The sequence below is a fragment of the Streptomyces sp. TRM70350 genome (genome assembly GCF_019219825.1).
Taxonomy (GTDB): domain Bacteria; phylum Actinomycetota; class Actinomycetes; order Streptomycetales; family Streptomycetaceae; genus Streptomyces.
The window spans coordinates 335,376-359,101 of the sequence record NZ_JAHUXH010000003.1; the positions used below are offsets into that span (position 1 = coordinate 335,376).

The window sequence follows — 23,726 nt, forward strand, 5'->3', positions numbered from 1 at the left end:
CGGGGCCCGCTGCGACGGCCCGCGCCGTGCCGACCAGTGGCACGGCTGCCCGCGGCTGGGCGGACGGGCCGGTCGTGCCGCGCGCTGACGGTACCGGGGCCGCCCCGCTGAGCCGCTACGCCACAACGCACCCGCAGCCGCCCACGCACAGGAGCGGGCCTGGGGGTGCGGCGCAGCCCGCCGCTCAGCTGGTCCCAACGCACGTCCACTTGTGGCAACAGCCAGAGGGGCACGACCCGCGGCGGGCTCCCCGTACGACCCCGCCCCACCGCGCAACGGCAGGCGCACGGCTCGACCGCCGGAGGCCCGCGCGGGCTGGCCGTAGCACCGCGACGCCGACGCCGCCACGAACCTGGGGTGCGCGGCTCGACTGCCGGAGGCCCATTTGGGCTCGCCGTACCACCGCGACCCCAGTCCTCGCGCGTTGGCAAGGGCGCGACCCCACCGCCGGAGGCCCGCGCGGGCTGGCCGTACCCACCGCGACCCCGACCCACGACAAAACGAAGACGCACCACCCCACTCGGCCTCAGAAGCCCCCAGAGGCCAACTCAGCCTCACATGTTCCGCCCCACCGCCGGAGGCAACGCCCACTCGGCCCTCCCAACCGGCACAATTCGCCCACCCCTCGTACGCTCGGCACATGTCAGAGGTGTACGCGACCCGCCGAACCCGGCTACGGGAGCGCTGCAACGCGGGCGGCAGTGCGGCGGCGCTGGTCTCCCGGCCCGCCAACGTGCGCTACCTCGCGGGCGCGGCCCCCTCCGGTGCCGTACTGCTGCTGGGCAAGCGCGAGGACCTGCTGGTCTGCGCCGGTCCACCGGACGACCGCCCCACCGAGGGCCGCCCCGACGAGACCCTGCGTCTGCACAGCCTCCCCACCCCCGGCGGCGACCCCGCGGTCGCCGCCGCCGACCTCGCCACGGCCCAGGGCGCCGACTCCCTCGCCGTCGAGGAACACCACCTCACCGTCGCCCGCCACCGAGCCATCGGCTCGGTCGCCCCCATCCTCCGCCTCGCCGACCTCGGCAACGCGGTCGAGCAGCTCAGAGTCGTCAAGGACGAGGAGGAGATCTCCTGCCTCCGCATCGGCGCCGAAATCGCCGACCAGGCCCTCGGTGAACTCCTGGAGTCCATCCTCGTGGGCCGCACCGAACGCCACCTCGCCCTCGAACTCGAACGCCGCCTCGTGGACCACGGCGCCGACGGCCCCGCCTTCCCCACCTCCGTCGCCACCGGCGCGAACGCCGGCAGACGAGGCCACCGCCCCACCGACCGCCGCGTCGAGGAGGGCGACTTCCTCTCTGTCTGCCTGGGCGCCACTTACCGCGGCTACCGCTGCGAGATCGGCCGTACCTTCGTGATCGGCACCTCCCCCGCGGACTGGCAGATCGAGCTGTACGACCTGGTCTTCGCCGCCCAGCGGGCCGGCCGTGAGATGCTCGCCCCCGGCGCCGCCTACCGTGACGTGGACCGCGCCGCACGCCAGGTGCTGGACTCCGCCGGATACGGAGAGGGCCTGCCGGCGCTCATCGGCCACGGTGTGGGACTGGAAATCGACGAGGACCCTCAGCTGGGCCCCACGGCCATGGGTAAACTGGACGCTTGCGTGCCGGTCACCGTCGAACCGGGGGTCCACCTCCCGGGCCGGGGCGGCGTCCGGATCGATGACACGCTCGTCGTACGCCCCGAGGCGGACGGCGGACCCGAGCTACTCACCATCACGACCAAGGAGCTGCTCGCGCTGTAGCCTCGCAGCTGTCGCGCCTGCCCCGGGGTCGTCCACGTAAGTCCAGGAGATTGAAGCAACCGTGGCTTCCACGAACGACCTCAAGAACGGCATGGTGCTCAAGCTCGAAGGCGGCCAGCTCTGGTCCGTCGTCGAGTTCCAGCACGTCAAGCCCGGCAAGGGCCCGGCCTTCGTGCGCACCAAGCTCAAGAACGTGCTCTCCGGCAAGGTCGTCGACAAGACCTTCAACGCCGGCGTCAAGGTCGAGACGGCCACCGTAGACAAGCGCGACATGCAGTTCTCCTACATGGACGGCGACTACTTCGTCTTCATGGACATGGAGACCTACGACCAGCTGCACATCGACCGCAAGGTCGTCGGCGACGCCGCCAACTTCCTTGTCGAGGGCTTCGAGGCCACCGTCGCCCAGCACGAGGGCGAGGTGCTCTTCGTCGAGCTGCCCGCCGCCGTCGAGCTGACCATCGCCGAGACCGAGCCCGGCGTCCAGGGCGACCGCTCCACCGGTGGCACCAAGCCCGCCGTCCTGGAGACCGGTCACCAGATCCAGGTCCCGCTCTTCATCACCACCGGTGAGAAGATCAAGGTCGACACGCGCACCAGCGACTACCTCGGCCGGGTGAGCAGCTAACCGTGGCTGCCCGTAACACGGCCCGCAAGCGCGCCTTCCAGATCCTCTTCGAGGGCGACCAGCGCGGCGCCGACGTCCTGACCGTCCTCGCGGACTGGATCCGGCTCTCGCGGACCGACACCCGGCAGCCGCCGGTGAGCGAGTACACGATGCAGCTGGTCGAGGGCTACGCGGAGCACGCGACCCGGATCGACGAGCTGATCTCCCAGTACTCGGTCGGTTGGACGCTCGACCGGATGCCGGTCGTGGACCGCAACATCCTGCGTCTCGGCGCGTACGAGCTGATCTGGGTCGACGAGACACCGGACGCCGTCGTGCTGGACGAGATGGTGCAGCTGGCGAAGGAGTTCTCCACGGACGAGTCGCCGTCGTTCGTCAACGGTCTGCTCGGCCGGCTGAAGGACCTCAAGCCCTCGCTGCGCCGCACCACCGAGGACTGAGACACCCGAGAACGCCGGAGGGCCGCAACGCACGCTGCGGCCCTCCGGCGTTCTGGCTTCGCCAGGGCTTCCATGGATACGTCCGCGGCGCCCGAGGCGCTCAGAAAGCCGCCGGGGTGGCCGGAACCGTGAAGTTCCGGCCACCCCGGCGGCACGTTTCTGCTGAAGCGGCGGAGTGCTCAGCTCTCCTCGTGCGAGGCCACCGCGCGGCGCGCGTCCGCGTCCAGCACACCCCAGCTGATCAGCTGCTCGGTGAGGACCGAGGGCGACTGGTCGTAGATGACGGCGAGGGTGCGCAGGTCGTCCTGGCGGATCGAGAGCACCTTGCCGTTGTAGTCACCGCGCTGGGACTGGATCGTCGCCGCATACCGCTGCAGGGGGCCCGCCTTCTCGGCCGGCACCGTGGCCAGCCGCTCCAGGTCCAGGACCAGCTTCGGCGGCGGCTCGGCGGCGCCGCCCGGAGTGGTGCCCGGAAGGAGCTCCTGCACGGGAACGCCGTAGAAATCCGCCAGCTCGGCAAGGCGCTGCACGGTCACCGCGCGGTCGCCGCGCTCGTACGACCCGACCACGACCGCCTTCCAGCGTCCCTGGGACTTCTCCTCGACACCGTGGAGGGAAAGGCCCTGCTGGGTGCGGATGGCCCGGAGCTTGGCCCCGAGCTGTTTGGCGTATTCGCTGGACATATGGCTCCCCGGACACTGTGTCGACGCGACTGGAGTGGTTCCATGCCGCGCGGCTGGTAACTCACTGTGAGGTTACGCAGCGTTACTCTCCTGCGTCAAGCCGAATGGTCCGCACCGACTCTTCCGTGGTATCGGCGGCCGACTACGCCGAGCGGGTGATCCAGTGGCCCCGAGGGGGGTGATCTGGTGTGTCGCCGCGGCCTGCTACGGTGGATGGCGCAATCCCGACGTCCTTTAAGGTCCGTCCCGTGAGGCGGAGAAGGAGGTCCGTTTCGTATGGACACGCAAGCGTCCGATGCCAGGCCCGTGCTCGAAGGGCCCGACATCGCGCGGGTGCTGACCCGCATCGCCCACGAGATCGTCGAGCGCGCCAAGGGCGCCGACGACGTGGTGCTCCTCGGCATTCCGACCCGAGGCGTCTTCCTCGCCCAGCGGCTCGCCGCCAAGCTCGAACAGATCACCGAGCGCAAAGTCCCGTGCGGTTCGCTGGACATCACGATGTACCGCGACGACCTGCGCATGCACCCGCCACGTGCGCTGGCCCGCACCGACATCCCCGGTGACGGCATCGACGGCAGGCTCGTCGTCCTCGTCGACGACGTCCTCTTCTCCGGCCGCACCATCCGCGCCGCCCTCGACGCCCTGAACGACATCGGGCGCCCGCGCGCGGTCCAGCTCGCGGTCCTCGTCGACCGCGGCCACCGCGAACTGCCCATCCGCGCCGACTACGTCGGCAAGAACCTCCCCACGTCGCTGCGGGAGACGGTCAAGGTCCAGCTCGCCGAGGAGGACGGTCGCGACACCGTGTTGCTCGGTGTGAAGCAGACCGCCCAGTAGCAACCCGAGGCGTACGGCTGCTGCCGTGCACCCGCTCAGCGCGCCCCCGGACGCGCCCGGTTGCCCGAATTCTCCCGAATGAACTGCCTTACGGAGCCTGACAGATGCAGCGCCATCTCATCTCGGCCGCCGACCTCACCCGCGACGACGCCGTCCTGATCCTCGACACCGCCGAGGAGATGTCCCGGGTCGCCGACCGGCCGATCAAGAAGCTGCCGACCCTGCGCGGCCGCACCGTGGTGAACCTCTTCTTCGAGGACTCGACCCGCACCCGGATCTCCTTCGAGGCCGCCGAGAAGCGGCTGTCCGCGGACGTCATCAACTTCTCCGCCAAGGGATCGTCGGTGTCCAAGGGCGAGTCCCTGAAGGACACCGCGCAGACCTTGGAGGCCATGGGCGTCGACGCGGTCGTCATCCGGCACGGCGCCTCCGGCGCACCGTACCGGCTGGCCAACTCGGGCTGGATCGACGCGGCCGTCATCAACGCCGGCGACGGCACCCACCAACACCCCACCCAGGCACTGCTCGACGCGTTCACCATGCGCCGCCGCCTCGTCGGCCGGGACGCGGGGCTCGGCCACGACCTGGCCGGGAAGCGCGTCACCATCGTCGGCGACGTCCTGCACAGCCGGGTCGCCCGCTCCAACGTCGACCTGCTGCACACCCTCGGCGCCGAGGTCACCCTCGTCGCCCCGCCCACCCTGCTGCCGGTCGGCATCGGGACCTGGCCCTGCGAGGTGTCGTACGACCTCGACAGCACCCTGCCCAAGTCCGACGCGGTGATGATGCTGCGCGTGCAGCGCGAGCGCATGAACGCCGCGTTCTTCCCGACCGAGCGCGAGTACTCGCGGCGCTACGGCCTGGACGGCGACCGGATGGCGAAGATGCCCGAGCACGCCATCGTGATGCACCCCGGCCCGATGGTCCGCGGCATGGAGATCACCGCCCAGGTCGCCGACTCCGAGCGCTGCACCGCGATCGAGCAGGTCGCAAACGGAGTCTCCATCCGGATGGCCGTTCTGTATCTGCTGCTCGGGGGAAACGAACCCGCCCTCACGAACACCCGTACCGAGGAGAAGTAAGACAGATGAGCAAGATCCTGATCCGTGGTGCGAAGGTGCTCGGCGGTGAGCCGCAGGACGTGCTGATCGAGGGCTCGACGATCGCCGCCGTGGGCCACGGCCTGCCGGACGAGGGCGCCGAGGTCGTCGAGGCCGGCGGCAAGGTGCTCCTCCCGGGCCTGGTCGACCTGCACACCCATCTGCGCGAGCCCGGCCGCGAGGACTCCGAGACCGTGCTCACCGGCACGCGCGCGGCCGCCTCCGGCGGCTACACCGCCGTGTTCGCCATGGCCAACACCTTCCCGGTCGCGGACACCGCCGGTGTCGTCGAGCAGGTCTACCGGCTCGGCCAGGAGCACGGCTACTGCGATGTGCAGCCGATCGGCGCCGTCACCGTCGGCCTGGAGGGCAGGAAGCTCGCCGAGCTGGGCGCCATGCACGAGTCGGCGGCCGGGGTCACCGTCTTCTCCGACGACGGCAAGTGCGTCGACGACGCCGTGATCATGCGCCGGGCGCTGGAGTACGTGAAGGCCTTCGGCGGGGTCGTCGCCCAGCACGCGCAGGAGCCGCGGCTGACCGAGGGCGCCCAGATGAACGAGGGCGTCGTCTCCGCGGAGCTGGGGCTCGGCGGCTGGCCCGCGGTGGCCGAGGAGTCGATCATCGCCCGGGACGTCCTGCTCGCCGAGCACGTCGGCTCCCGCGTGCACATCTGCCATCTGTCGACCGCCGGGTCCGTGGAGATCGTGCGCTGGGCGAAGTCCCGGGGCATCCGGGTGACCGCCGAGGTCACCCCGCACCACCTGCTCCTCACCGACGAGCTGGTGCGGACGTACAACCCGGTCTACAAGGTGAACCCGCCGCTGCGCACCGAGCGGGACGTGCTGGCGCTGCGCGAGGCGCTCGCCGACGGCACGATCGACATCGTCGCCACCGACCACGCCCCGCACCCGCACGAGGACAAGGACTGCGAGTGGGCCGCCGCCGCGATGGGGATGGTCGGCCTGGAGACCGCGTTGTCAGTGGTCCAGGAGACGATGGTCGACACAGGGCTGCTCGACTGGGCCGACGTGGCGGACCGCATGTCCTTCGCGCCGGCCCGGATCGGGCAGGCCACGGGGCACGGACGTCCCGTCTCGGCAGGTGAGCCCGCCAACCTCACCCTCGTCGACACGGCATACCGTGGGCCCGTGGACCCCGCGGGCTTCGCCTCGCGCAGCCGCAACACCCCCTACGAGGGTCGTGAGCTGCCGGGCCGTGTCACGCACACGTGGCTCCGGGGCAAGGCCACGCTCGTCGACGGGAAGCTCACGTGACACCTGTAATCCTGCTGGCCGCCGAGAAGGAATCGGCGGAAGTGACCGACTGGGCCGCCCGCGTCGGCTGGGTCGTCGGCCTCGCCCTGTTCGTCGCGCTCGTCTACTGGCTGATGCGCGAGGGCTGGAAGTGGCGCGGCACCCTCCAGGGCGACCTCCCGGAGCTGCCCGGCGCGCCGAGCGAGCCGGGTGAGGCGAAACTGACGATGACCGGCCGCTACCACGGCTCCACCACCGCCGGTCAGTGGCTGGACCGCATCGTGGCGCACGGCCTGGGCACCCGCAGCCGGGTCGAGCTCACGCTCACGGACGCGGGACTGGACGTCGTACGCCCCGGCGCGACCGACTTCTTCGTCCCCGCGGCGGCCCTGCGCGAGGCCCGGCTCGACAAGGGCATCGCCGGCAAGGTCCTCACCGAGGGCGGACTGCTCGTCGTGACCTGGGCGCACGGCGAGAGGCTGATCGACTCCGGCTTCCGCTCCGACCACGCGGCCGAGCACACCGAATGGGCCGACGCAATCAACTCCATGATCAAGACCAGCACCACGGAAGGCGCCGAACGATGACGACCTCCACAGGGGTAACCACGAAGGTCCCCGCCGTACTCGTCCTGGAGGACGGCCGGATCTTCCGCGGCCGTGCCTATGGGGCCGTGGGGGAGACCTTCGGCGAGGCCGTGTTCTCCACCGGCATGACCGGCTACCAGGAGACCCTCACCGACCCGTCGTACCACCGCCAGGTCGTTGTGATGACCGCCCCGCACGTCGGCAACACCGGCGTCAACGACGAGGACCCCGAGTCCCAGCGCATCTGGGTGGCGGGCTACGTCGTACGCGACCCCGCGCGCGTGCCGTCCAACTGGCGGTCCAAGAGGTCGCTGGACGAGGAGCTGCGCAAGCAGGGCGTCGTCGGCATCAGCGGCATCGACACGCGCGCGCTGACCCGCCACCTGCGCGAGCGCGGCGCCATGCGCGTCGGCATCTTCTCCGGCAACGCGCTGCCCGACGAGGGCACCATGCTCGCCGAGGTGCGCCAGGCCCCCGAGATGAAGGGCGCTGACCTCTCCGCCGAGGTCGCCACCACCGAGCCGTACGTCGTCCCCGCGATCGGTGAGAAGAAGTTCACCGTCGCCGCGGTCGACCTCGGCATCAAGGGCATGACCCCGCACCGGATGGCCGAGCGCGGCATCGAGGTGCATGTGCTGCCCGCCACGGCGAGTGTCGAGGATGTGTACGCGGTCAACCCGGACGGCGTGTTCTTCTCCAACGGCCCGGGCGACCCGGCCACCGCCGACCACCCCGTCTCCGTGATGCAGGGCGTCCTGGAGCGCGGCACGCCGCTGTTCGGCATCTGCTTCGGCAACCAGATCCTGGGCCGCGCCCTCGGCTTCGGCACCTACAAGCTGAAGTACGGCCACCGCGGCATCAACCAGCCGGTGCAGGACCGTACGACCGGCAAGGTCGAGGTCACCGCGCACAACCACGGCTTCGCCGTCGACGCCCCCCTCGACCAGGTCTCCGAGACCCCCTACGGCCGCGCCGAGGTCTCCCACGTCTGCCTCAACGACAACGTGGTGGAGGGCCTCCAGCTCCTCGACAAGCCGGCCTTCAGCGTCCAGTACCACCCCGAAGCGGCAGCGGGCCCGCACGACGCCGCCTACCTGTTCGACCGCTTCGTAAAGCTCTTGGAGGGCCAGCGTGCCTAAGCGCACCGATATCCAGTCCGTCCTGGTCATCGGCTCCGGCCCGATCGTCATCGGCCAGGCCGCCGAGTTCGACTACTCCGGCACCCAGGCGTGCCGCGTGCTGAAGTCCGAGGGCCTCAGGGTCATCCTCGTGAATTCCAACCCGGCGACGATCATGACCGACCCGGAGATCGCCGACGCGACCTACGTCGAGCCGATCACCCCGGAGTTCGTCGAGAAGATCATCGTCAAGGAGCGGCCGGACGCGCTGCTGCCCACCCTGGGCGGTCAGACGGCCCTCAACACGGCGATCTCGCTGCACGAGAACGGTGTCCTGGACAAGTACGGCGTCGAGCTGATCGGCGCCCGGCCCGAGGCGATCCACAAGGGGGAGGACCGCGAGCAGTTCAAGGCGGTCGTGGAGGAGGTCCGCCGCAAGATCGGCCACGGCGAGTCCGCCCGCTCGGTCATCTGCCACTCCATGGACGACGTCCTCAAGGGCGTCGAGCAGCTCGGCGGCTACCCGGTCGTCGTCCGTCCCTCCTTCACCATGGGCGGCGCCGGCTCCGGCTTCGCGCACGACGAGGAGGAGCTGCGCCGCATCGCGGGCACCGGCCTCACGCTCTCCCCGACCACCGAGGTGCTCCTGGAGGAGTCGATCCTCGGCTGGAAGGAGTACGAGCTTGAGCTGATGCGCGACAAGAACGACAACGTCGTGGTCGTCTGCTCCATCGAGAACTTCGACCCGATGGGCGTGCACACCGGCGACTCGATCACCGTCGCGCCCGCGATGACGCTCACCGACCGCGAGTACCAGATCCTGCGGGACATCGGCATCGCCGTGATCCGCGAGGTCGGCGTCGACACCGGCGGCTGCAACATCCAGTTCGCGGTGAACCCGGCCGACGGCCGCGTCATCGTCATCGAGATGAACCCGCGCGTGTCGCGCTCGTCGGCCCTCGCCTCCAAGGCGACCGGCTTCCCGATCGCGAAGATCGCCGCCAAGCTCGCCGTCGGCTACACCCTCGACGAGATCCCCAACGACATCACCCAGGAGACCCCGGCCTCCTTCGAGCCGACCCTGGACTACGTCGTCGTCAAGGCGCCGCGGTTCGCCTTCGAGAAGTTCCCGCAGGCCGACTCCACCCTCACCACCACCATGAAGTCGGTCGGCGAGGCCATGGCCATCGGCCGCAACTTCACCGAGGCCTTCCAGAAGGCGCTGCGCTCGCTGGAGAAGAAGGGCAGCCAGTTCACGTTCGTGGGCGAGCCGGGCGACAAGGACCAGCTGCTGCGGGAGGCCGCGCGTCCCACCGACGGCCGGATCAACACCGTCATGCAGGCCATCCGCGCGGGCGCCACGCCCGAGGAGGTCTTCGAGGCGACGAAGATCGACCCGTGGTTCGTCGACCAGCTGTTCCTCATCAAGGAGATCGCCGACGAGCTGACCGAGGCCCCCGAGCTGACCGCCGACCTGCTCGCCGAGGCCAAGCGGCACGGCTTCTCCGACCAGCAGATCGGCGAGATCCGCGGCCTGCGCGAGGACGTCGTCCGCGAGGTGCGGCACGCGCTCGGCATCCGCCCGGTCTACAAGACGGTCGACACCTGCGCCGCCGAGTTCGCCGCGAAGACGCCGTACTTCTACTCCTCCTACGACGAGGAGAGCGAGGTCGCCCCGCGCGAGAAGCCCGCGGTGATCATCCTGGGCTCCGGCCCCAACCGCATCGGTCAGGGCATCGAGTTCGACTACTCCTGCGTGCACGCCTCCTTCGCGCTGTCCGACGCCGGGTTCGAGACCGTGATGGTCAACTGCAACCCGGAGACGGTCTCCACGGACTACGACACCTCCGACCGCCTGTACTTCGAGCCGCTCACGCTGGAGGACGTGCTGGAGATCGTGCACGCCGAGCAGCAGGCCGGGCCGATCGCGGGCGTGGTGGTGCAGCTGGGCGGCCAGACCCCGCTGGGCCTGGCGCAGGCGCTGAAGGACAACGGCGTGCCGATCGTCGGTACGCCCCCGGAGGCGATCCACGCCGCCGAGGACCGCGGCGCCTTCGGCCAGGTCCTGAAGGAGGCCGGTCTGCCGGCCCCCAAGCACGGCACGGCCACCACCTTCACCGAGGCCAAGGCCATCGCCGACGAGATCGGCTACCCGGTCCTCGTCCGGCCGTCGTACGTCCTCGGCGGCCGCGGCATGGAGATCGTCTACGACGAGGCCCGGCTGTCGTCCTACATCGCCGAGTCCACCGAGATCAGCCCCTCCCGGCCGGTGCTGGTCGACCGCTTCCTCGACGACGCGATCGAGATCGACGTCGACGCGCTGTACGACGGTGAGGAGCTGTACCTCGGCGGTGTCATGGAGCACATCGAGGAGGCCGGCATCCACTCCGGCGACTCGGCGTGCGCGCTGCCCCCGATCACGCTGGGCGGCTTCGACATCAAGCGCCTGCGCGCCTCGACGGAGGCGATCGCCAAGGGCGTCGGCGTCCGCGGCCTGATCAACATCCAGTTCGCGATGGCGGGCGACATCCTGTACGTCCTCGAAGCCAACCCGCGCGCCTCGCGCACGGTCCCCTTCACCTCGAAGGCGACCGCGGTGCCGCTGGCCAAGGCCGCCGCCCGGATCTCGCTGGGCGCGACCATCGCCGAGCTGCGCGCCGAGGGACTGCTGCCCGCGCGCGGGGACGGCGGTGAGCTGCCACTGGACGCGCCGATCTCCGTCAAGGAGGCCGTACTGCCCTGGACCCGCTTCCGGGACACCTCCGGCCGCGGTGTCGACACCATCCTCGGCCCGGAGATGCGCTCCACCGGCGAGGTCATGGGCATCGACTCCGTCTTCGGCACGGCGTACGCCAAGTCGCAGGCCGGTGCCTACGGCCCGCTGCCCACCAAGGGCCGCGCCTTCATCTCGGTCGCCAACCGCGACAAGCGCTCGATGATCTTCCCGGCCCGGGAGCTGGTCGCGCACGGCTTCGAACTGCTCGCCACGTCCGGCACGGCCGAGGTGCTCAAGCGCAACGGCATCCACGCCACCGTCGTGCGCAAGCAGTCCGAGGGCACCGGCCCGAACGGCGAGCGGACCATCGTCCAGCTCATCCACGACGGCGAGGTCGACCTCATCGTCAACACCCCGTACGGCACCGGCGGCCGCCTCGACGGCTACGACATCCGTACGGCGGCCGTGGCGCGGTCCGTGCCGTGCCTGACGACGGTCCAGGCGCTCGCCGCCGCAGTCCAGGGCATCGACGCGCTCAACCACGGAGACGTGGGCGTCCGATCGCTCCAGGAACACGCGGAACTCTTGATCGCGGCCCGCGACTAGCAGCCCCGAGGGGGACACCGGAAACGGTGTCCCCCTCTTCGTGAGGACACCTGTCTGCCCACAGGTCTTCGTGAGGACACATGTACAAGATCTTCTTCAGTCTCGTCTTCCGGCGCATGGACCCGGAGCGGGCCCACCACCTCGCCTTCCGCTGGATCCGCCGCGCCGTCCGCATCCCCGTCCTGCGCACCTTCGTCGCGGCCGTGCTGGCCCCCCGCTACAAGGAGCTGCGCACCGAGGCCCTCGGACTGCGCATGCACGGCCCCTTCGGGCTCGCCGCGGGCTTCGACAAGAACGCCGTCGCGATCGACGGCATGTCGATGCTCGGCTTCGACCATGTCGAGATCGGCACGGTGACGGGGGAGCCGCAGCCCGGCAACCCCGGGAAGCGGCTGTTCCGGCTGGTCCCGGACCGGGCGTTGATCAACCGCATGGGCTTCAACAACGACGGCTCGCTGCGCGTCGCCGCCCGCCTGGCCTCGCGCGAGCCGGTCTTCAGGACCGTCGTGGGCGTCAACATCGGCAAGACCAAGGTGGTCCCCGAGGCCGAGGCCGTCGCGGACTATGTGAAGTCGGCCGAGCGGCTGGCACCGTACGCGGACTACCTGGTCGTGAACGTCTCCTCGCCCAACACGCCCGGACTGCGCAACCTCCAGGCGGTCGACCAGCTGCGCCCCCTGCTGACCGCCGTCCGCGAGGCCGCCGACCGGACCGTCACCTCCCGGCGCGTCCCGCTCCTGGTGAAGATCGCGCCCGACCTGGCCGACGAGGACATCGACGCGGTCGCCGATCTCGCCGTCGAGCTGGGCCTGGACGGGATCATCGCCACGAACACCACCATCGCGCGCGCGGGTCTCGGTTTGAAATCCGAACCCTCGCTGGTCAAGGAGGTCGGCGGCCTCTCCGGCGCTCCGCTGAAGGCCCGCTCCCTCCAGGTGCTGCGCCGCCTGTACGCGCGCGTGGGCGACCGCATCACCCTCGTGGGCGTCGGCGGCATCGAGAACGCCGAGGACGCCTGGCAGCGCATCCTGGCCGGCGCCACCCTGGTGCAGGGCTACAGCGCCTTCATCTACGAGGGCCCCTTCTGGGCCCGCGCGATCCACAAGGGCCTCGCCGCACGCCTGCGCACGAGCCCGTACGCCACGCTCGCCGACGCCGTCGGCGCCGATGTGAGGAAGGCCGCATGAGTCTGGAACCCTTTGGCGTACGCCTGCGCCGTGCCATGGACGAGCGGGGCCCGCTGTGCGTCGGCATCGACCCGCACGCCTCCCTGCTCGCCGACTGGGGGCTGAACGACGACGTGGCGGGCCTGGAGCGGTTCAGCCGCACGGTCGTCGAGGCGATGGCCGACCGGGTCGCCGTCCTGAAGCCGCAGAGCGCGTTCTTCGAGCGCTTCGGCGCGCGGGGCGTGGCCGTCCTGGAGAAGGCGGTCGAGGAGGCGCGGGCGGCCGGGGCGCTGGTCGTCATGGACGCCAAGCGCGGCGACATCGGCTCCACCATGGCCGCGTACGCCGAGTCCTTCCTGCACAAGGACGCCCCGTTGTTCTCCGACGCCCTGACCGTCTCCCCGTACCTCGGCTACGGGTCGCTCAAGCCCGCCGTGGAGCTGGCGCGCGAGAGCGGGGCGGGCCTGTTCGTGCTGGCGCTGACCTCCAACCCCGAGGGCGCGGAGGTCCAGCACGCCGTCCGCGGCGACGGCCGTACCGTCGGCGCGACCATGCTGGCCCACCTGGCCGCCGAGAACGCGGGGGAGGAACCGATGGGCTCCTTCGGGGCGGTCGTCGGCGCCACGCTCGGTGACCTCTCGTCGTACGACCTCGACATCAACGGTCCCCTGCTGGCCCCCGGAATCGGCGCCCAGGGAGCCACTCCGGCCGACCTCCCCGGGGTTTTCGGGGCCGCCGTGCGCAACGTCGTGCCGAACGTCAGCCGGGGTGTGCTGCGGCACGGTCCCGACGTGGTCGCTCTGCGTACCGCGGCGGACCGCTTCGCGGAGGAGATCCGGGCCGCGGTGGCGGGGGCTTGAGGGGCCCGACCAGGGGTTCGGAGCATCTTGAGGCTGGATACATCCTCAAATCCAGGGCAGTATGTCTGAAACATCCGGTCCTGACAGAGGCTGACCAGGACTTTTCCGCTGTTCTCGCTGACTCTGGCGGACTTGACCGCTAGTCTCCGACGAGAGAACGGGCAAGCGTGTTGCTCGTGGCTCCCCAGGTGTGGGGCGACTAGGTTCCTCACCGGTCCGTATCCGACAGTTCGACATCCGAGGTGACGTAGGCGTGGCTCTTCCGCCCCTTACCCCCGAACAGCGCGCAGCCGCGCTCGAAAAGGCCGCCGCGGCTCGCCGGGAGCGGGCCGAGGTCAAGAATCGACTCAAGCACTCCGGCGCCTCCCTTCACGAGGTCATCAAGCAGGGCCAGGAGAACGACGTCATCGGCAAGATGAAGGTCTCCGCCCTCCTTGAGTCCCTGCCGGGCGTGGGCAAGGTCCGCGCCAAGCAGATCATGGAGCGACTCGGCATCTCCGAGAGCCGCCGCGTGCGTGGTCTCGGTTCCAACCAGATCGCCTCCCTCGAGCGTGAGTTCGGCAGCACCGGTTCCTGACCTTTGGAGGACTCCGGGACTGGTCCCGGGCACTCCGGTACAGCTGGAATAATCGCTGCATGAGTGAACGTCCGCGGCTGACCGTGCTCTCCGGACCCTCCGGGGTCGGCAAGAGCACGGTCGTCGCCCATATGCGCAAGGAACACCCCGAGGTCTGGCTCTCGGTGTCGGCGACGACCCGCAAGCCGCGCCCCGGCGAGCGGCACGGAGTCCACTACTTCTTCGTCACCGACGAGGAGATGGACAAGCTGGTCGCCAACGGCGAGCTGCTGGAGTGGGCCGAGTTCGCCGGCAACCGTTACGGCACGCCGCGTGCGGCCGTGCTGGAGCGGCTGGAGAAGGGCGAGCCCGTCCTGCTGGAGATCGACCTCCAGGGTGCCCGGCAGGTGCGGGAGTCGATGCCCGAGGCCCAGCTGGTGTTCCTCGCTCCGCCCTCCTGGGAGGAGCTGGTGCGCAGACTCACCGGCCGGGGCACCGAGCCGCCCGAGGTGATCGAGCGCCGGCTCGCCGCGGCGAAGGTCGAACTGGCGGCGGAGCCGGAGTTCGACGAGACACTGGTCAACACCTCCGTCGAGGATGTGGCGCGTGAGCTGCTAGCCTTGATGGATGTTGTGTGATCACGAGTGATGTGATCACGCCCGATCGTTTCCCATCCATCGGAAGGTAGAGCGTGTCCTCTTCCATCTCCGCGCCCGAGGGCATCATCAACCCGCCGATCGACGAGCTCCTCGAGGCCACCGACTCGAAGTACAGCCTCGTGATCTACGCGGCCAAGCGGGCCCGCCAGATCAACGCGTACTACTCGCAGCTCGGCGAGGGCCTTCTCGAGTACGTCGGTCCGCTCGTGGACACCCACGTCCACGAGAAGCCGCTCTCGATCGCACTTCGTGAGATCAACGCGGGGCTGCTGACGTCCGAGGCCGTCGACGGCCCGGCGCAGTAGTATTTTCTGCTCGCAGCAGACTTATCCACAGGCCCGGCGGCCCGACTGCCGGGCCTGTGGTGTGTCATAGACGCGTACGCCGTACGTGTCGAGTCCGGGGAGAGACGGTGGACAAGCCCAAGGTCGTTCTGGGGGTCAGCGGTGGCATCGCCGCGTACAAGGCCTGTGAGCTGCTGCGGCGGCTGACGGAGTCGGGCCACGACGTGCGCGTCGTCCCCACCGCCTCCGCGCTGCACTTCGTCGGCGCCGCGACCTGGTCCGCGCTGTCCGGCCACCCCGTCTCCACCGAGGTCTGGGACGACGTCCACGAAGTCCCGCACGTCCGCATCGGACAGCAGGCCGACCTGGTGGTCGTCGCCCCGGCCACCGCCGACCTGCTCGCCAAGGCCGCCCACGGCCTTGCCGACGACCTGCTGACCAACACCCTGCTGACCGCCCGCTGCCCGGTCGTGTTCGCCCCCGCCATGCACACCGAGATGTGGGAGCACCCGGCGACCCAGGAGAACGTGGCGACGCTGCGCCGCCGGGGCGCGGTCGTCATCGAGCCCGCCGTCGGCCGACTCACCGGCGTCGACACCGGCAAGGGCCGGCTGCCCGAGCCCGCCGAGATCTTCGAGGTCTGCCGCCGCGTGCTGGCCCGCGGGGTCACCGAGCCCGACCTCAAGGGCCGCCACGTCGTCGTCAGCGCCGGAGGCACCCGCGAGCCGCTCGACCCCGTCCGCTTCCTCGGCAACCGCTCCTCCGGCAAGCAGGGCTACGCCCTCGCGCGCACGGCCGCCGCGCGGGGCGCCCGCGTCACGCTGGTCGCGGCGAACACCACCGGGCTGCCCGACCCGGCGGGCGTGGACGTCGTCCAGGTGGGCACGGCCGTGCAGCTGCGCGAGGCGGTGCTGAAGGCGGCCGCGGAGGCCGACGCGGTGGTGATGGCGGCGGCGGTCGCCGACTTCCGCCCGGCGACCTACGCGGCCGGGAAGATCAAGAAGCAGGACGGCCAGGAGCCGGAGCCCGTCGTGCTCGTACGGAATCCGGACATCCTCGCGGAGATCTCGGCCGACCGCGCCCGCCCCGGACAGGTGATCGTCGGCTTCGCCGCCGAGACCGACGACGTCCTCGCCAACGGCCGCACGAAGCTGGAGCGCAAGGGCTGCGACCTGCTCGTGGTGAACGAGGTCGGCGAGCGCAGGACCTTCGGCTCAGAGCAGAACGAAGCGGTGGTGCTGGGCGCCGACGGCAGCGAGACACCCGTGCCGTACGGCCCCAAGGAAGCGCTGGCCGACACGGTCTGGGATCTCGTGGCGGAACGTCTGGGGTGATGGCCACAACGGCCGTACGCCGCCCCTGGATCCGTACATTCACGGTGTGGCGACCCTGGCCAACGTCACCGCACATTGGGCAGAATGCCCGTGCCGCAGGTCACAGGGCTCCCGAGAGGCGAGACGGGTGACCTCGTGGCGGAGCGCGACCGATAAACTGTTGTCGGACGTCGTCGGGCGCAGCCCCCGTCCCGTCCACCAATGATCAGCCAGCAGCCGCTGCAACCCCAGGGAGCGTTGTGTCCCGTCGCCTGTTCACCTCGGAGTCCGTGACCGAGGGTCACCCCGACAAGATCGCTGACCAGATCAGCGACACCATTCTCGACGCGCTTCTGAGCGAGGACCCGACGTCCCGGGTCGCCGTCGAGACCCTGATCACGACCGGTTTGGTGCACGTGGCCGGCGAGGTCACGACCAAGGCCTACGCGCCGATCCCGCAGCTGGTCCGGGACAAGATCCTCGAGATCGGCTACGACTCGTCGAAGAAGGGCTTCGACGGCGCCTCCTGCGGTGTCTCGGTGTCGATCGGCGCGCAGTCCCCGGACATCGCGCAGGGTGTGGACGCGGCGTACGAGAGCCGGGTCGAGGGCGACGACGACGAGCTGGACCGGCAGGGCGCCGGTGACCAGGGCCTGATGTTCGGCTACGCCTCGGACGAGACGCCGACGCTGATGCCGCTGCCGATCTTCCTGGCGCACCGCCTGTCCAAGCGCCTGTCCGACGTGCGCAAGAACGGCACGATCCCCTACCTGCGCCCGGACGGCAAGACGCAGGTCACCATCGAGTACGACGGCGACAAGGCCGTCCGCCTCGACACGGTGGTCGTCTCCTCGCAGCACGCCAGCGACATCGACCTGGACTCGCTGCTCACGCCCGACATCCGCGAGTTCGTCGTGGAGCCGGAGCTGAAGGCGCTGCTCGACGACGGCATCAAGCTCGACACCGAGGGCTACCGCCTCCTGGTCAACCCCACCGGCCGCTTCGAGATCGGTGGCCCCATGGGTGACGCGGGTCTGACCGGCCGGAAGATCATCATCGACACGTACGGTGGCATGGCCCGTCACGGCGGTGGCGCCTTCTCCGGCAAGGACCCGTCCAAGGTGGACCGCTCGGCGGCGTACGCGATGCGCTGGGTCGCCAAGAACGTCGTCGCCGCGGGCCTGGCCTCCCGCTGCGAGGTCCAGGTGGCCTACGCCATCGGCAAGGCCGAGCCCGTCGGTCTGTTCGTCGAGACCTTCGGCACGGCCAAGATCGACCACGAGAAGATCGAGAAGGCGATCGACGAGGTCTTCGACCTCCGCCCGGCGGCCATCATCCGCGACCTCCACCTGCTCCGCCCGATCTACGCCCAGACCGCGGCGTACGGCCACTTCGGCCGTGAGCTTCCCGACTTCACCTGGGAGCGCACGGACCGCGTGGATGCGCTGCGCGCGGCCGCGGGGCTGTAAGGCCCTCCTTCGCTCGACGCGAGGCCCGGTTCCCTTCGGGGGGCCGGGCCTCGGTGTGTGCCGGGCCTGCGGCGGCCGCGCGCCGGTCCTTGACCGGTATGGCCGAGCGGCCCAGGGCAGAAGCGCCCGACGGCGTATGAGCCGCGGCCCGAGGTGATCCCGGGCCGGCGTCGGTTGTCAGTGGCGTTTGGTAAGAATGCAAGCGTGAGCAGCGAGAACAGCCGGGGGGACGGCGGCGCGGAGGGTGCGCCGCCGGAGCAGCTCGCGTTCATTCGGGAGAGCGTCCGCAAGGCCAAGGCGCCCCGGGCCAAGCCCCGCACGTGGCGAGGTGCCGCGCTGGCCAAGGAGTTGCCCGTGGCGCGCGTGCTCGTGGACAAGGGGGTGCTGCATCTCGACCGGTACTTCGACTACGCCGTGCCCGAGGAGCTCGACGCCGACGCGCAGCCCGGGGTGCGGGTGCGGGTGCGGTTCGGGGCCGGGCGGCATCGGGTGCGGGAAGGGCGCCGTGAGGGCGGGGGCCTGATCGACGGGTTCCTCGTCGAGCGGCGGGCCGAGTCGGACTACTCGGGGCCGCTGGCGGCGCTGGCCCAGGTCGTGTCACCGGAGCCGGTGCTGAGCGAGGAACTGCTGGGACTGGCCCGGGCCGTGGCCGACCGGTACGCCGGGAGCCTCGCCGATGTGCTGCAGCTCGCCGTGCCGCCGCGCAGCGCCCGAGCCGAGCAGCGACCGTCGCCCGCGCCGCTGCCTCCGCCCCCGGCGCCCGAGGCGGGGTCCTGGGCCCGTTACGCGCGGGGGCCCGCCTTCCTGGAGGCGCTGGCCTCGGGGGGCGCTCCACGGGCCGTGTGGAACGCCCTGCCCGGGCCCGAGTGGAGTACGGAGCTGGCCCGCGCCGTCGCCGCGACACTGGCCTCGGGACGCGGTGCGCTGGTTGTCGTACCGGATGGCCGGACCGCCTCCCGGGTCGACGCCGAGTTGACGGCTCTCCTGGGTGAGGGGCGGCATGCGCTGTTGACGGCCGACGCGGGGCCCGAGAAGCGGTACGCGGAGTGGCTCGCCGTGCGGCGCGGGTCGGTTCGGGCCGTGGTGGGGACGCGGGCCGCGATGTTCGCGCCCGTTCAGGACCTGGGGCTGGTCGCCTGCTGGGACGACGGGGACGACAGCCACAGCGAGCAGCACGCGCCGCAGCCGCATGCCAGGGACGTGCTGCTGCTGCGTGCCGCCCAGGACAAGTGCGCCTTCCTGCTGGGCGGTTGGAGCTGCACCGTGGAGGCCGCGCAGCTGGTGGAGAGCGGGTGGGCGCGCCCGTTGGTCGCCGCGCGGGAGCAGGTGCGGGCCGCCGCTCCGCTGATACGGACGGTGGGGGACCAGGACCTGGCGCGCGACGAGGCCGCACGCGCCGCCCGGCTGCCGACCCTCGCCTGGCAGGTGGTCCGGGACGGGCTGCGGCACGGGCCGGTGCTGGTGCAGGTGCCGCGGCGCGGATACGTACCGCGGATGGCCTGTGCGCAGTGCCGGGCGCCCGCGCGGTGCCGGCGCTGTGCCGGGCCGCTTCAGGCGCACGACGCCGGGGCGCCGCGCTGCGGGTGGTGCGGGCGTGAGGAGGGCTCGTGGCACTGCCCGGAGTGCGGGGCGTTCCGCTTGCGGGCGCAGGTCGTGGGGGCGCGGCGGACCGCCGAGGAACTGGGGCGGGCGTTTCCGGCCGTGCCGGTGCGGACGTCCGGGCGCGAGCATGTGCTGGACACGGTGCCGGGGGCGCCGGCCCTGGTGGTGAGTACGCCGGGGGCCGAGCCCGTCGCCGAGGGCGGGTACGCGGCGGCGCTGCTGCTCGACGGGTGGGCCATGCTCGGGCGGCCCGATCTGCGGGCCGGTGAGGACGCGTTGCGGCGCTGGATCGGAGCGTCGGCGCTCGTCCGGCCGCAGGGCGACGGGGGGACCGTGGTCGTCGTCGCCGAGCCGACGCTGCGGCCGGTGCAGGCGCTGGTGCGGTGGGATCCCGTCGGGCATGCGGTACGGGAGCTGGCCGAGCGGGCCGAGCTGGGATTCCCACCGGTGTCGCGGATGGCGGCCGTGTCGGGGACGGCGGAGGCGGTCGCCGAGTTCCTGGGGATGGTCGAACTGCCGTCGCAGGCCGAGGTGTTGGGGCCCGTTGCGCTGCCCGTCACGCCGGTGGCTGCGGGGCGGTCGCGGCGGCCGGGGGCGCCGCCTGCCGGGGAGCGGTGGGTGCGGGCGCTGGTCCGGGTGCCGCCGGGGCGGGGGGCCGCGCTGGCGGCCGCCCTTAAGGCCGCGCAGGCGGCGCGGATGGCCCGGGGGAGCGGGGCGGTGGTGTGGGTGCGCATCGATCCGCCCGACATCGGCTGACGTGCCGTTCGGCCGGGTGGATCCCGGCGCTGCGTACGGCTGCCCTCCCGGGCGTGGCCGGGAGGGCAGGTCTGGCGGTGGGGGGCGGCGTCAGCCCTTGTGCTCAGCTGGTTGGTCAGCCGTTGTGTCAGCCGTTGCGCGGGCTGGGGAAGGCGGTCGGCCTGACCTCGTCGCGGAGCGACGGGCTGCCCGCCGTCGGCTGGGTCGGCATGGAGCGGGCCGCCGGAACCGTCGGCACCGTGGGGATGCCGGTGCCGACGTTCACCGTGCGGGTCCCCGTCGCTTCCGTGGTCCGCTCGGCCTCGGCGGCCGCCTGGGCGGTGGCGCGGCGGGAGCCGTAGCGGCGGTGCACCGCCTGCTTGGTGACTCCGAGGGCGGAGCCCACCGCGTCCCACGAGAACCCGAGTGAACGGTCGAAGTCCACCGCGGCCGTGACCAGGGTCTCGACACTGTCCCGCAGTTCCTGGGCGAGACGAACCGTCGGGGCGGGGGCGCGTCCGTAGACGACGAAGCCCGTGGACGGGCCGGAGCGGCGCGGGCGGTAGACGTTGCCCAACTGGGCCGTGAGCGTGCGGAGTGCGTCCACCTGCCGGCGGACCCGCTCGATGTCCCGCACCAGCAAGTGCAGGCTGGCCCGAGCCTGGGCGTCGTGGGTTGCGTGGTCGGCCATGAACAAGCCTCTCGAACCGGCGTTGAAGAGAAAGGATCGGGCCGCTGGTGCGGCCCGTTGGTCAACTCTTTCTTGACCAACGCGTTGGGGGGCCGGTGGTCACGGTGTGGGGGCGTGGGGGCATATGCGTGCGCCGTTCCGCCGGAGGGTGCGCTGGGGGCCTCTCCGTTCGTGGCCGGGCGGGCAATCGTCCGGGTGCGCCATAGACTTGTGCGTTGCCCTGACCAACCCCAGCCGAGAGGCCCGTGTCCGCACATGAAGCTTGTCTTCGCCGGTACCCCCGAGGTCGCTGTTCCCGCTCTGGACGCCCTGCTCGACTCCGGGCGGCACGAGGTGGTCGCCGTTGTCACGCGGCCGGACGCGCCGGCCGGGCGCGGGCGTCGGCTGGTCGCCTCCCCCGTGGCGGAGCGGGCGGAGGAGGCCGGCATCGAGGTGCTGAAGCCGGTCAGGCCGCGGGAGCCGGAGTTCCTTCAGCGGCTGCGGGAGATCGGGCCCGACTGCTGTCCCGTCGTGGCGTACGGGGCGCTGCTGCCCCGGGCCGCCCTCGACATCCCCGCCCACGGCTGGGTCAACCTGCACTTCTCGCTGCTGCCCGCCTGGCGCGGCGCCGCGCCCGTGCAGCACGCCATCATGGCGGGCGACGAGATCACGGGCGCGTCCACGTTCCTCATCGAGGAGGGGCTCGACTCGGGGCCCGTCTACGGCACCGTGACCGAGACGATCCGGCCCACCGACACCAGCGGCGACCTGCTGACCCGGCTCGCCTTCGCCGGCGCCGGGCTGCTCGCCGCAACCATGGACGGCATCGCGGACGGCACCCTGAAGGCCGTACCGCAGCCCGCCGACGGGGTGTCCCTCGCGCCGAAGATCACCGTCGAGGACGCCCGGGTCGACTGGGCGGCCCCGGCCTTGCGCGTGGACCGGGTGGTGCGCGGCTGCACGCCCGCGCCCGGCGCCTGGACCACCTTCCGGGGCGAGCGGCTCAAGCTCGTGCAGGTCGCGCTCGTCCCCGACCGGAAGGATCTCGCACCGGGCCGGCTGTCCGTCGGCAAGAACAACGTGTACGTCGGCACCGGCTCGCACGCCGTCGAGCTGCTGTGGGTGCAGGCCCAGGGCAAGAAGCCGATGCGGGCGGCGGACTGGGCGCGGGGGGTGCGGACCGCGGACGGTGAGGTGCTCGGGGGCTGAGCCGACGCCGCAGGCCGTGCGACGTACGCTGGGGTGCACACCGTATACAGAAATCCGGAGCACCTTTACGTGAGCGACACCTCCCGTCGGCCCCGCAAACCCGGCAAGCCCTATCGTCGGCCCAAGAAGGACCCCGTCCGCATCCTTGCCTTCGAGGCGCTGCGGGCCGTCGACGAGAGGGACGCGTACGCCAATCTCGTGCTGCCGCCGCTGCTGCGGAAGGCGCGGGAGAGCGGGGACTTCGACGGGCGGGACGCAGCGCTGGCGACCGAGCTGGTGTACGGGACGCTACGGCGGCAGGGCACGTACGACGCCGTGCTCGCGGAGTGCGTCGACCGGCCGCTCAGGGAGGTCGATCCGCCGGTCCTGGACGTGCTGAGCCTCGGTGCGCACCAGTTGCTCGGGACGCGGATCCCCTCGCACGCCGCCGTGTCGGCCACGGTCGAACTCGCCCGGGTCGTGCTCGGCGACGGGCGGGCCAAGTTCGTGAACGCCGTGCTGCGCAAGGTCGCGCAGCACGACCTCGACGGGTGGCTGGAGCGGGTCGCGCCGCCCTACGACGAGGACCCCGAGGACCATCTCGCCGTTGTGCACTCGCATCCGCGCTGGGTCGTCTCCGCGCTGTGGGACTCGCTCGGCGGCGGCCGGGCCGGTATCGAGGAACTGCTGGCCGCCGACAACGAGCGGCCCGAGGTGACCCTGGTCGCGCGGCCGGGACGGGCCACGACCGACGAGTTGCTGCGCGAGGACGCCGCCGTGCCGGGGCGCTGGTCGCCGTACGCCGTACGGCTCACCGAGGGCGGGGAGCCCGGGGCCATCGACGCCGTACGGGAGGGCCGGGCGGGCGTGCAGGACGAGGGGAGTCAGCTGGTCGCGCTGGCCCTGGCGAACGCGCCGCTCGCCGGGCCCGACGAGAAGTGGCTGGACGGGTGCGCCGGGCCGGGCGGCAAGGCCGCGCTGCTCGGCGCGCTCGCCGCCGCGCGGGGCGCCTCGCTGCTGGCCGCGGAGAAGCAGCCGCATCGGGCCGGGCTGGTGGCGAAGGCGCTGCGCGGCAATCCCGGCCCGTACCAGGTCATCGCCGCCGACGGGACCCGGCCGCCGTGGCGGCCCGGCTCGTTCGACCGGGTGCTGATGGACGTGCCCTGCACCGGGCTCGGCGCGCTGCGCCGGCGGCCCGAGGCGCGGTGGCGGCGCCGCCCGGAGGACCTCGACGCGTTCGCTCCGCTCCAGCGCGGGCTGCTGCGCACCGCCCTGGAGTCCGTGCGGGTCGGCGGGGTCGTCGGGTACGCCACCTGCTCGCCGCACCTCGCGGAGACACGGGCCGTGGTCGCCGACGTGCTCAAGCAGTTCCCGGAGGCCGAGCTGATCGACGCCCGGCCGCTGCTGCCGGGTGTGCCGGACCTGGGGGACGGTCCGGACGTACAGCTGTGGCCGCATCTGCACGGGACGGACGCGATGTATCTGGCGGTCGTGCGGCGGACCGGCTGA

Annotated in this window: 21 protein-coding genes; 19 read left to right on the forward strand and 2 right to left on the reverse strand. The window is 71.5% G+C overall.

Annotation, left to right across the window (positions count from 1 at the left end; genetic code table 11):
• The first annotated feature begins 640 nt into the window (after window positions 1-640).
• The 3 genes from KWI83_RS07580 (at window position 641) to nusB (ending at window position 2,815) form a co-directional block, all read left to right on the forward strand.
• Window positions 641-1,747, forward strand: coding sequence for an aminopeptidase P family protein (locus KWI83_RS07580; RefSeq protein WP_218513501.1), 1,107 nt, complete (start codon window positions 641-643; stop codon window positions 1,745-1,747).
• Window positions 1,748-1,808: 61 nt separating this feature from the next.
• Complete coding sequence (efp, locus tag KWI83_RS07585; RefSeq protein ID WP_218513502.1) at window positions 1,809-2,375, forward strand: elongation factor P; 567 nt, start codon at window positions 1,809-1,811, stop codon at window positions 2,373-2,375.
• Window positions 2,376-2,377: 2 nt separating this feature from the next.
• The gene (gene nusB, locus KWI83_RS07590) at window positions 2,378-2,815 is read left to right on the forward strand and encodes a transcription antitermination factor NusB (protein ID WP_218513503.1); all 438 of its coding nucleotides are present in this window, start codon (window positions 2,378-2,380) and stop codon (window positions 2,813-2,815) included.
• Window positions 2,816-2,994: 179 nt separating this feature from the next.
• Here nusB and bldD read toward each other — a convergent pair whose 3' ends face one another.
• Window positions 2,995-3,498 carry a transcriptional regulator BldD gene (gene bldD, locus KWI83_RS07595; protein ID WP_004990661.1) on the reverse strand — a complete coding sequence of 168 codons (504 nt, stop codon included), beginning with the start codon at window positions 3,496-3,498 and terminating at the stop codon, window positions 2,995-2,997.
• Window positions 3,499-3,774: 276 nt separating this feature from the next.
• Here bldD and pyrR point away from each other — a divergent pair, with 276 nt between their 5' ends.
• The 14 genes from pyrR (at window position 3,775) to KWI83_RS07665 (ending at window position 20,380) form a co-directional block, all read left to right on the forward strand.
• Complete coding sequence (pyrR, locus tag KWI83_RS07600) at window positions 3,775-4,335, forward strand: bifunctional pyr operon transcriptional regulator/uracil phosphoribosyltransferase PyrR (protein ID WP_218513504.1); 561 nt, start codon at window positions 3,775-3,777, stop codon at window positions 4,333-4,335.
• Window positions 4,336-4,439: 104 nt separating this feature from the next.
• The gene (locus KWI83_RS07605; protein ID WP_141309394.1) at window positions 4,440-5,417 is read left to right on the forward strand and encodes an aspartate carbamoyltransferase catalytic subunit; all 978 of its coding nucleotides are present in this window, start codon (window positions 4,440-4,442) and stop codon (window positions 5,415-5,417) included.
• A gap of 5 nt (window positions 5,418-5,422) precedes the next feature.
• Window positions 5,423-6,709 carry a dihydroorotase gene (locus KWI83_RS07610; RefSeq protein ID WP_218513505.1) on the forward strand — a complete coding sequence of 429 codons (1,287 nt, stop codon included), beginning with the start codon at window positions 5,423-5,425 and terminating at the stop codon, window positions 6,707-6,709.
• Window positions 6,706-7,275 (forward strand): hypothetical protein, encoded by a 570-nt coding sequence (locus tag KWI83_RS07615; RefSeq protein WP_218513506.1) that lies wholly within the window; start codon window positions 6,706-6,708, stop codon window positions 7,273-7,275. Before KWI83_RS07610 ends, KWI83_RS07615 begins: the two co-directional genes overlap by 4 nt.
• Window positions 7,272-8,414 (forward strand): glutamine-hydrolyzing carbamoyl-phosphate synthase small subunit, encoded by a 1,143-nt coding sequence (gene carA, locus KWI83_RS07620; protein ID WP_218513507.1) that lies wholly within the window; start codon window positions 7,272-7,274, stop codon window positions 8,412-8,414. Before KWI83_RS07615 ends, carA begins: the two co-directional genes overlap by 4 nt.
• Window positions 8,407-11,715 carry a carbamoyl-phosphate synthase large subunit gene (gene carB, locus KWI83_RS07625; RefSeq protein WP_218513508.1) on the forward strand — a complete coding sequence of 1,103 codons (3,309 nt, stop codon included), beginning with the start codon at window positions 8,407-8,409 and terminating at the stop codon, window positions 11,713-11,715. The genes carA and carB overlap by 8 nt, the downstream gene beginning before the upstream one ends.
• An 80-nt stretch (window positions 11,716-11,795) precedes the next feature.
• The gene (locus KWI83_RS07630; RefSeq protein ID WP_218513509.1) at window positions 11,796-12,902 is read left to right on the forward strand and encodes a quinone-dependent dihydroorotate dehydrogenase; all 1,107 of its coding nucleotides are present in this window, start codon (window positions 11,796-11,798) and stop codon (window positions 12,900-12,902) included.
• Window positions 12,899-13,741 carry an orotidine-5'-phosphate decarboxylase gene (gene pyrF, locus KWI83_RS07635; RefSeq protein WP_218513510.1) on the forward strand — a complete coding sequence of 281 codons (843 nt, stop codon included), beginning with the start codon at window positions 12,899-12,901 and terminating at the stop codon, window positions 13,739-13,741. The genes KWI83_RS07630 and pyrF overlap by 4 nt, the downstream gene beginning before the upstream one ends.
• Before the next feature lie 253 nt (window positions 13,742-13,994).
• Entirely contained in the window at window positions 13,995-14,318 is a 324-nt protein-coding gene (locus KWI83_RS07640) for an integration host factor (RefSeq protein ID WP_003977346.1), read from the forward strand.
• Between the two features lie 59 nt (window positions 14,319-14,377).
• On the forward strand, window positions 14,378-14,935 hold the full coding sequence (gmk, locus tag KWI83_RS07645; protein ID WP_218513511.1) for a guanylate kinase: 558 nt from the start codon (window positions 14,378-14,380) through the stop codon (window positions 14,933-14,935).
• 53 nt (window positions 14,936-14,988) lie between these two features.
• Complete coding sequence (rpoZ, locus tag KWI83_RS07650; RefSeq protein WP_106415143.1) at window positions 14,989-15,261, forward strand: DNA-directed RNA polymerase subunit omega; 273 nt, start codon at window positions 14,989-14,991, stop codon at window positions 15,259-15,261.
• Window positions 15,262-15,368: 107 nt separating this feature from the next.
• Window positions 15,369-16,574, forward strand: coding sequence for a bifunctional phosphopantothenoylcysteine decarboxylase/phosphopantothenate--cysteine ligase CoaBC (coaBC, locus tag KWI83_RS07655; protein ID WP_218513512.1), 1,206 nt, complete (start codon window positions 15,369-15,371; stop codon window positions 16,572-16,574).
• A 239-nt stretch (window positions 16,575-16,813) separates the two neighbouring features.
• Entirely contained in the window at window positions 16,814-18,022 is a 1,209-nt protein-coding gene (metK, locus tag KWI83_RS07660; RefSeq protein ID WP_218513513.1) for a methionine adenosyltransferase, read from the forward strand.
• A gap of 204 nt (window positions 18,023-18,226) precedes the next feature.
• A complete protein-coding gene (locus KWI83_RS07665; RefSeq protein ID WP_218513514.1) occupies window positions 18,227-20,380 on the forward strand; it encodes a primosomal protein N' in 2,154 nt (717 codons plus the stop codon).
• Between the two features lie 127 nt (window positions 20,381-20,507).
• On the opposite strand, the gene KWI83_RS07670 is transcribed toward KWI83_RS07665, so the two are convergent.
• Window positions 20,508-21,050 (reverse strand): hypothetical protein, encoded by a 543-nt coding sequence (locus tag KWI83_RS07670; protein WP_218513515.1) that lies wholly within the window; start codon window positions 21,048-21,050, stop codon window positions 20,508-20,510.
• 255 nt (window positions 21,051-21,305) lie between these two features.
• Here KWI83_RS07670 and fmt point away from each other — a divergent pair, with 255 nt between their 5' ends.
• The gene (fmt, locus tag KWI83_RS07675) at window positions 21,306-22,238 is read left to right on the forward strand and encodes a methionyl-tRNA formyltransferase (protein ID WP_218513516.1); all 933 of its coding nucleotides are present in this window, start codon (window positions 21,306-21,308) and stop codon (window positions 22,236-22,238) included.
• 69 nt (window positions 22,239-22,307) lie between these two features.
• On the forward strand, window positions 22,308-23,726 hold the full coding sequence (locus tag KWI83_RS07680) for an RsmB/NOP family class I SAM-dependent RNA methyltransferase (RefSeq protein ID WP_218513517.1): 1,419 nt from the start codon (window positions 22,308-22,310) through the stop codon (window positions 23,724-23,726).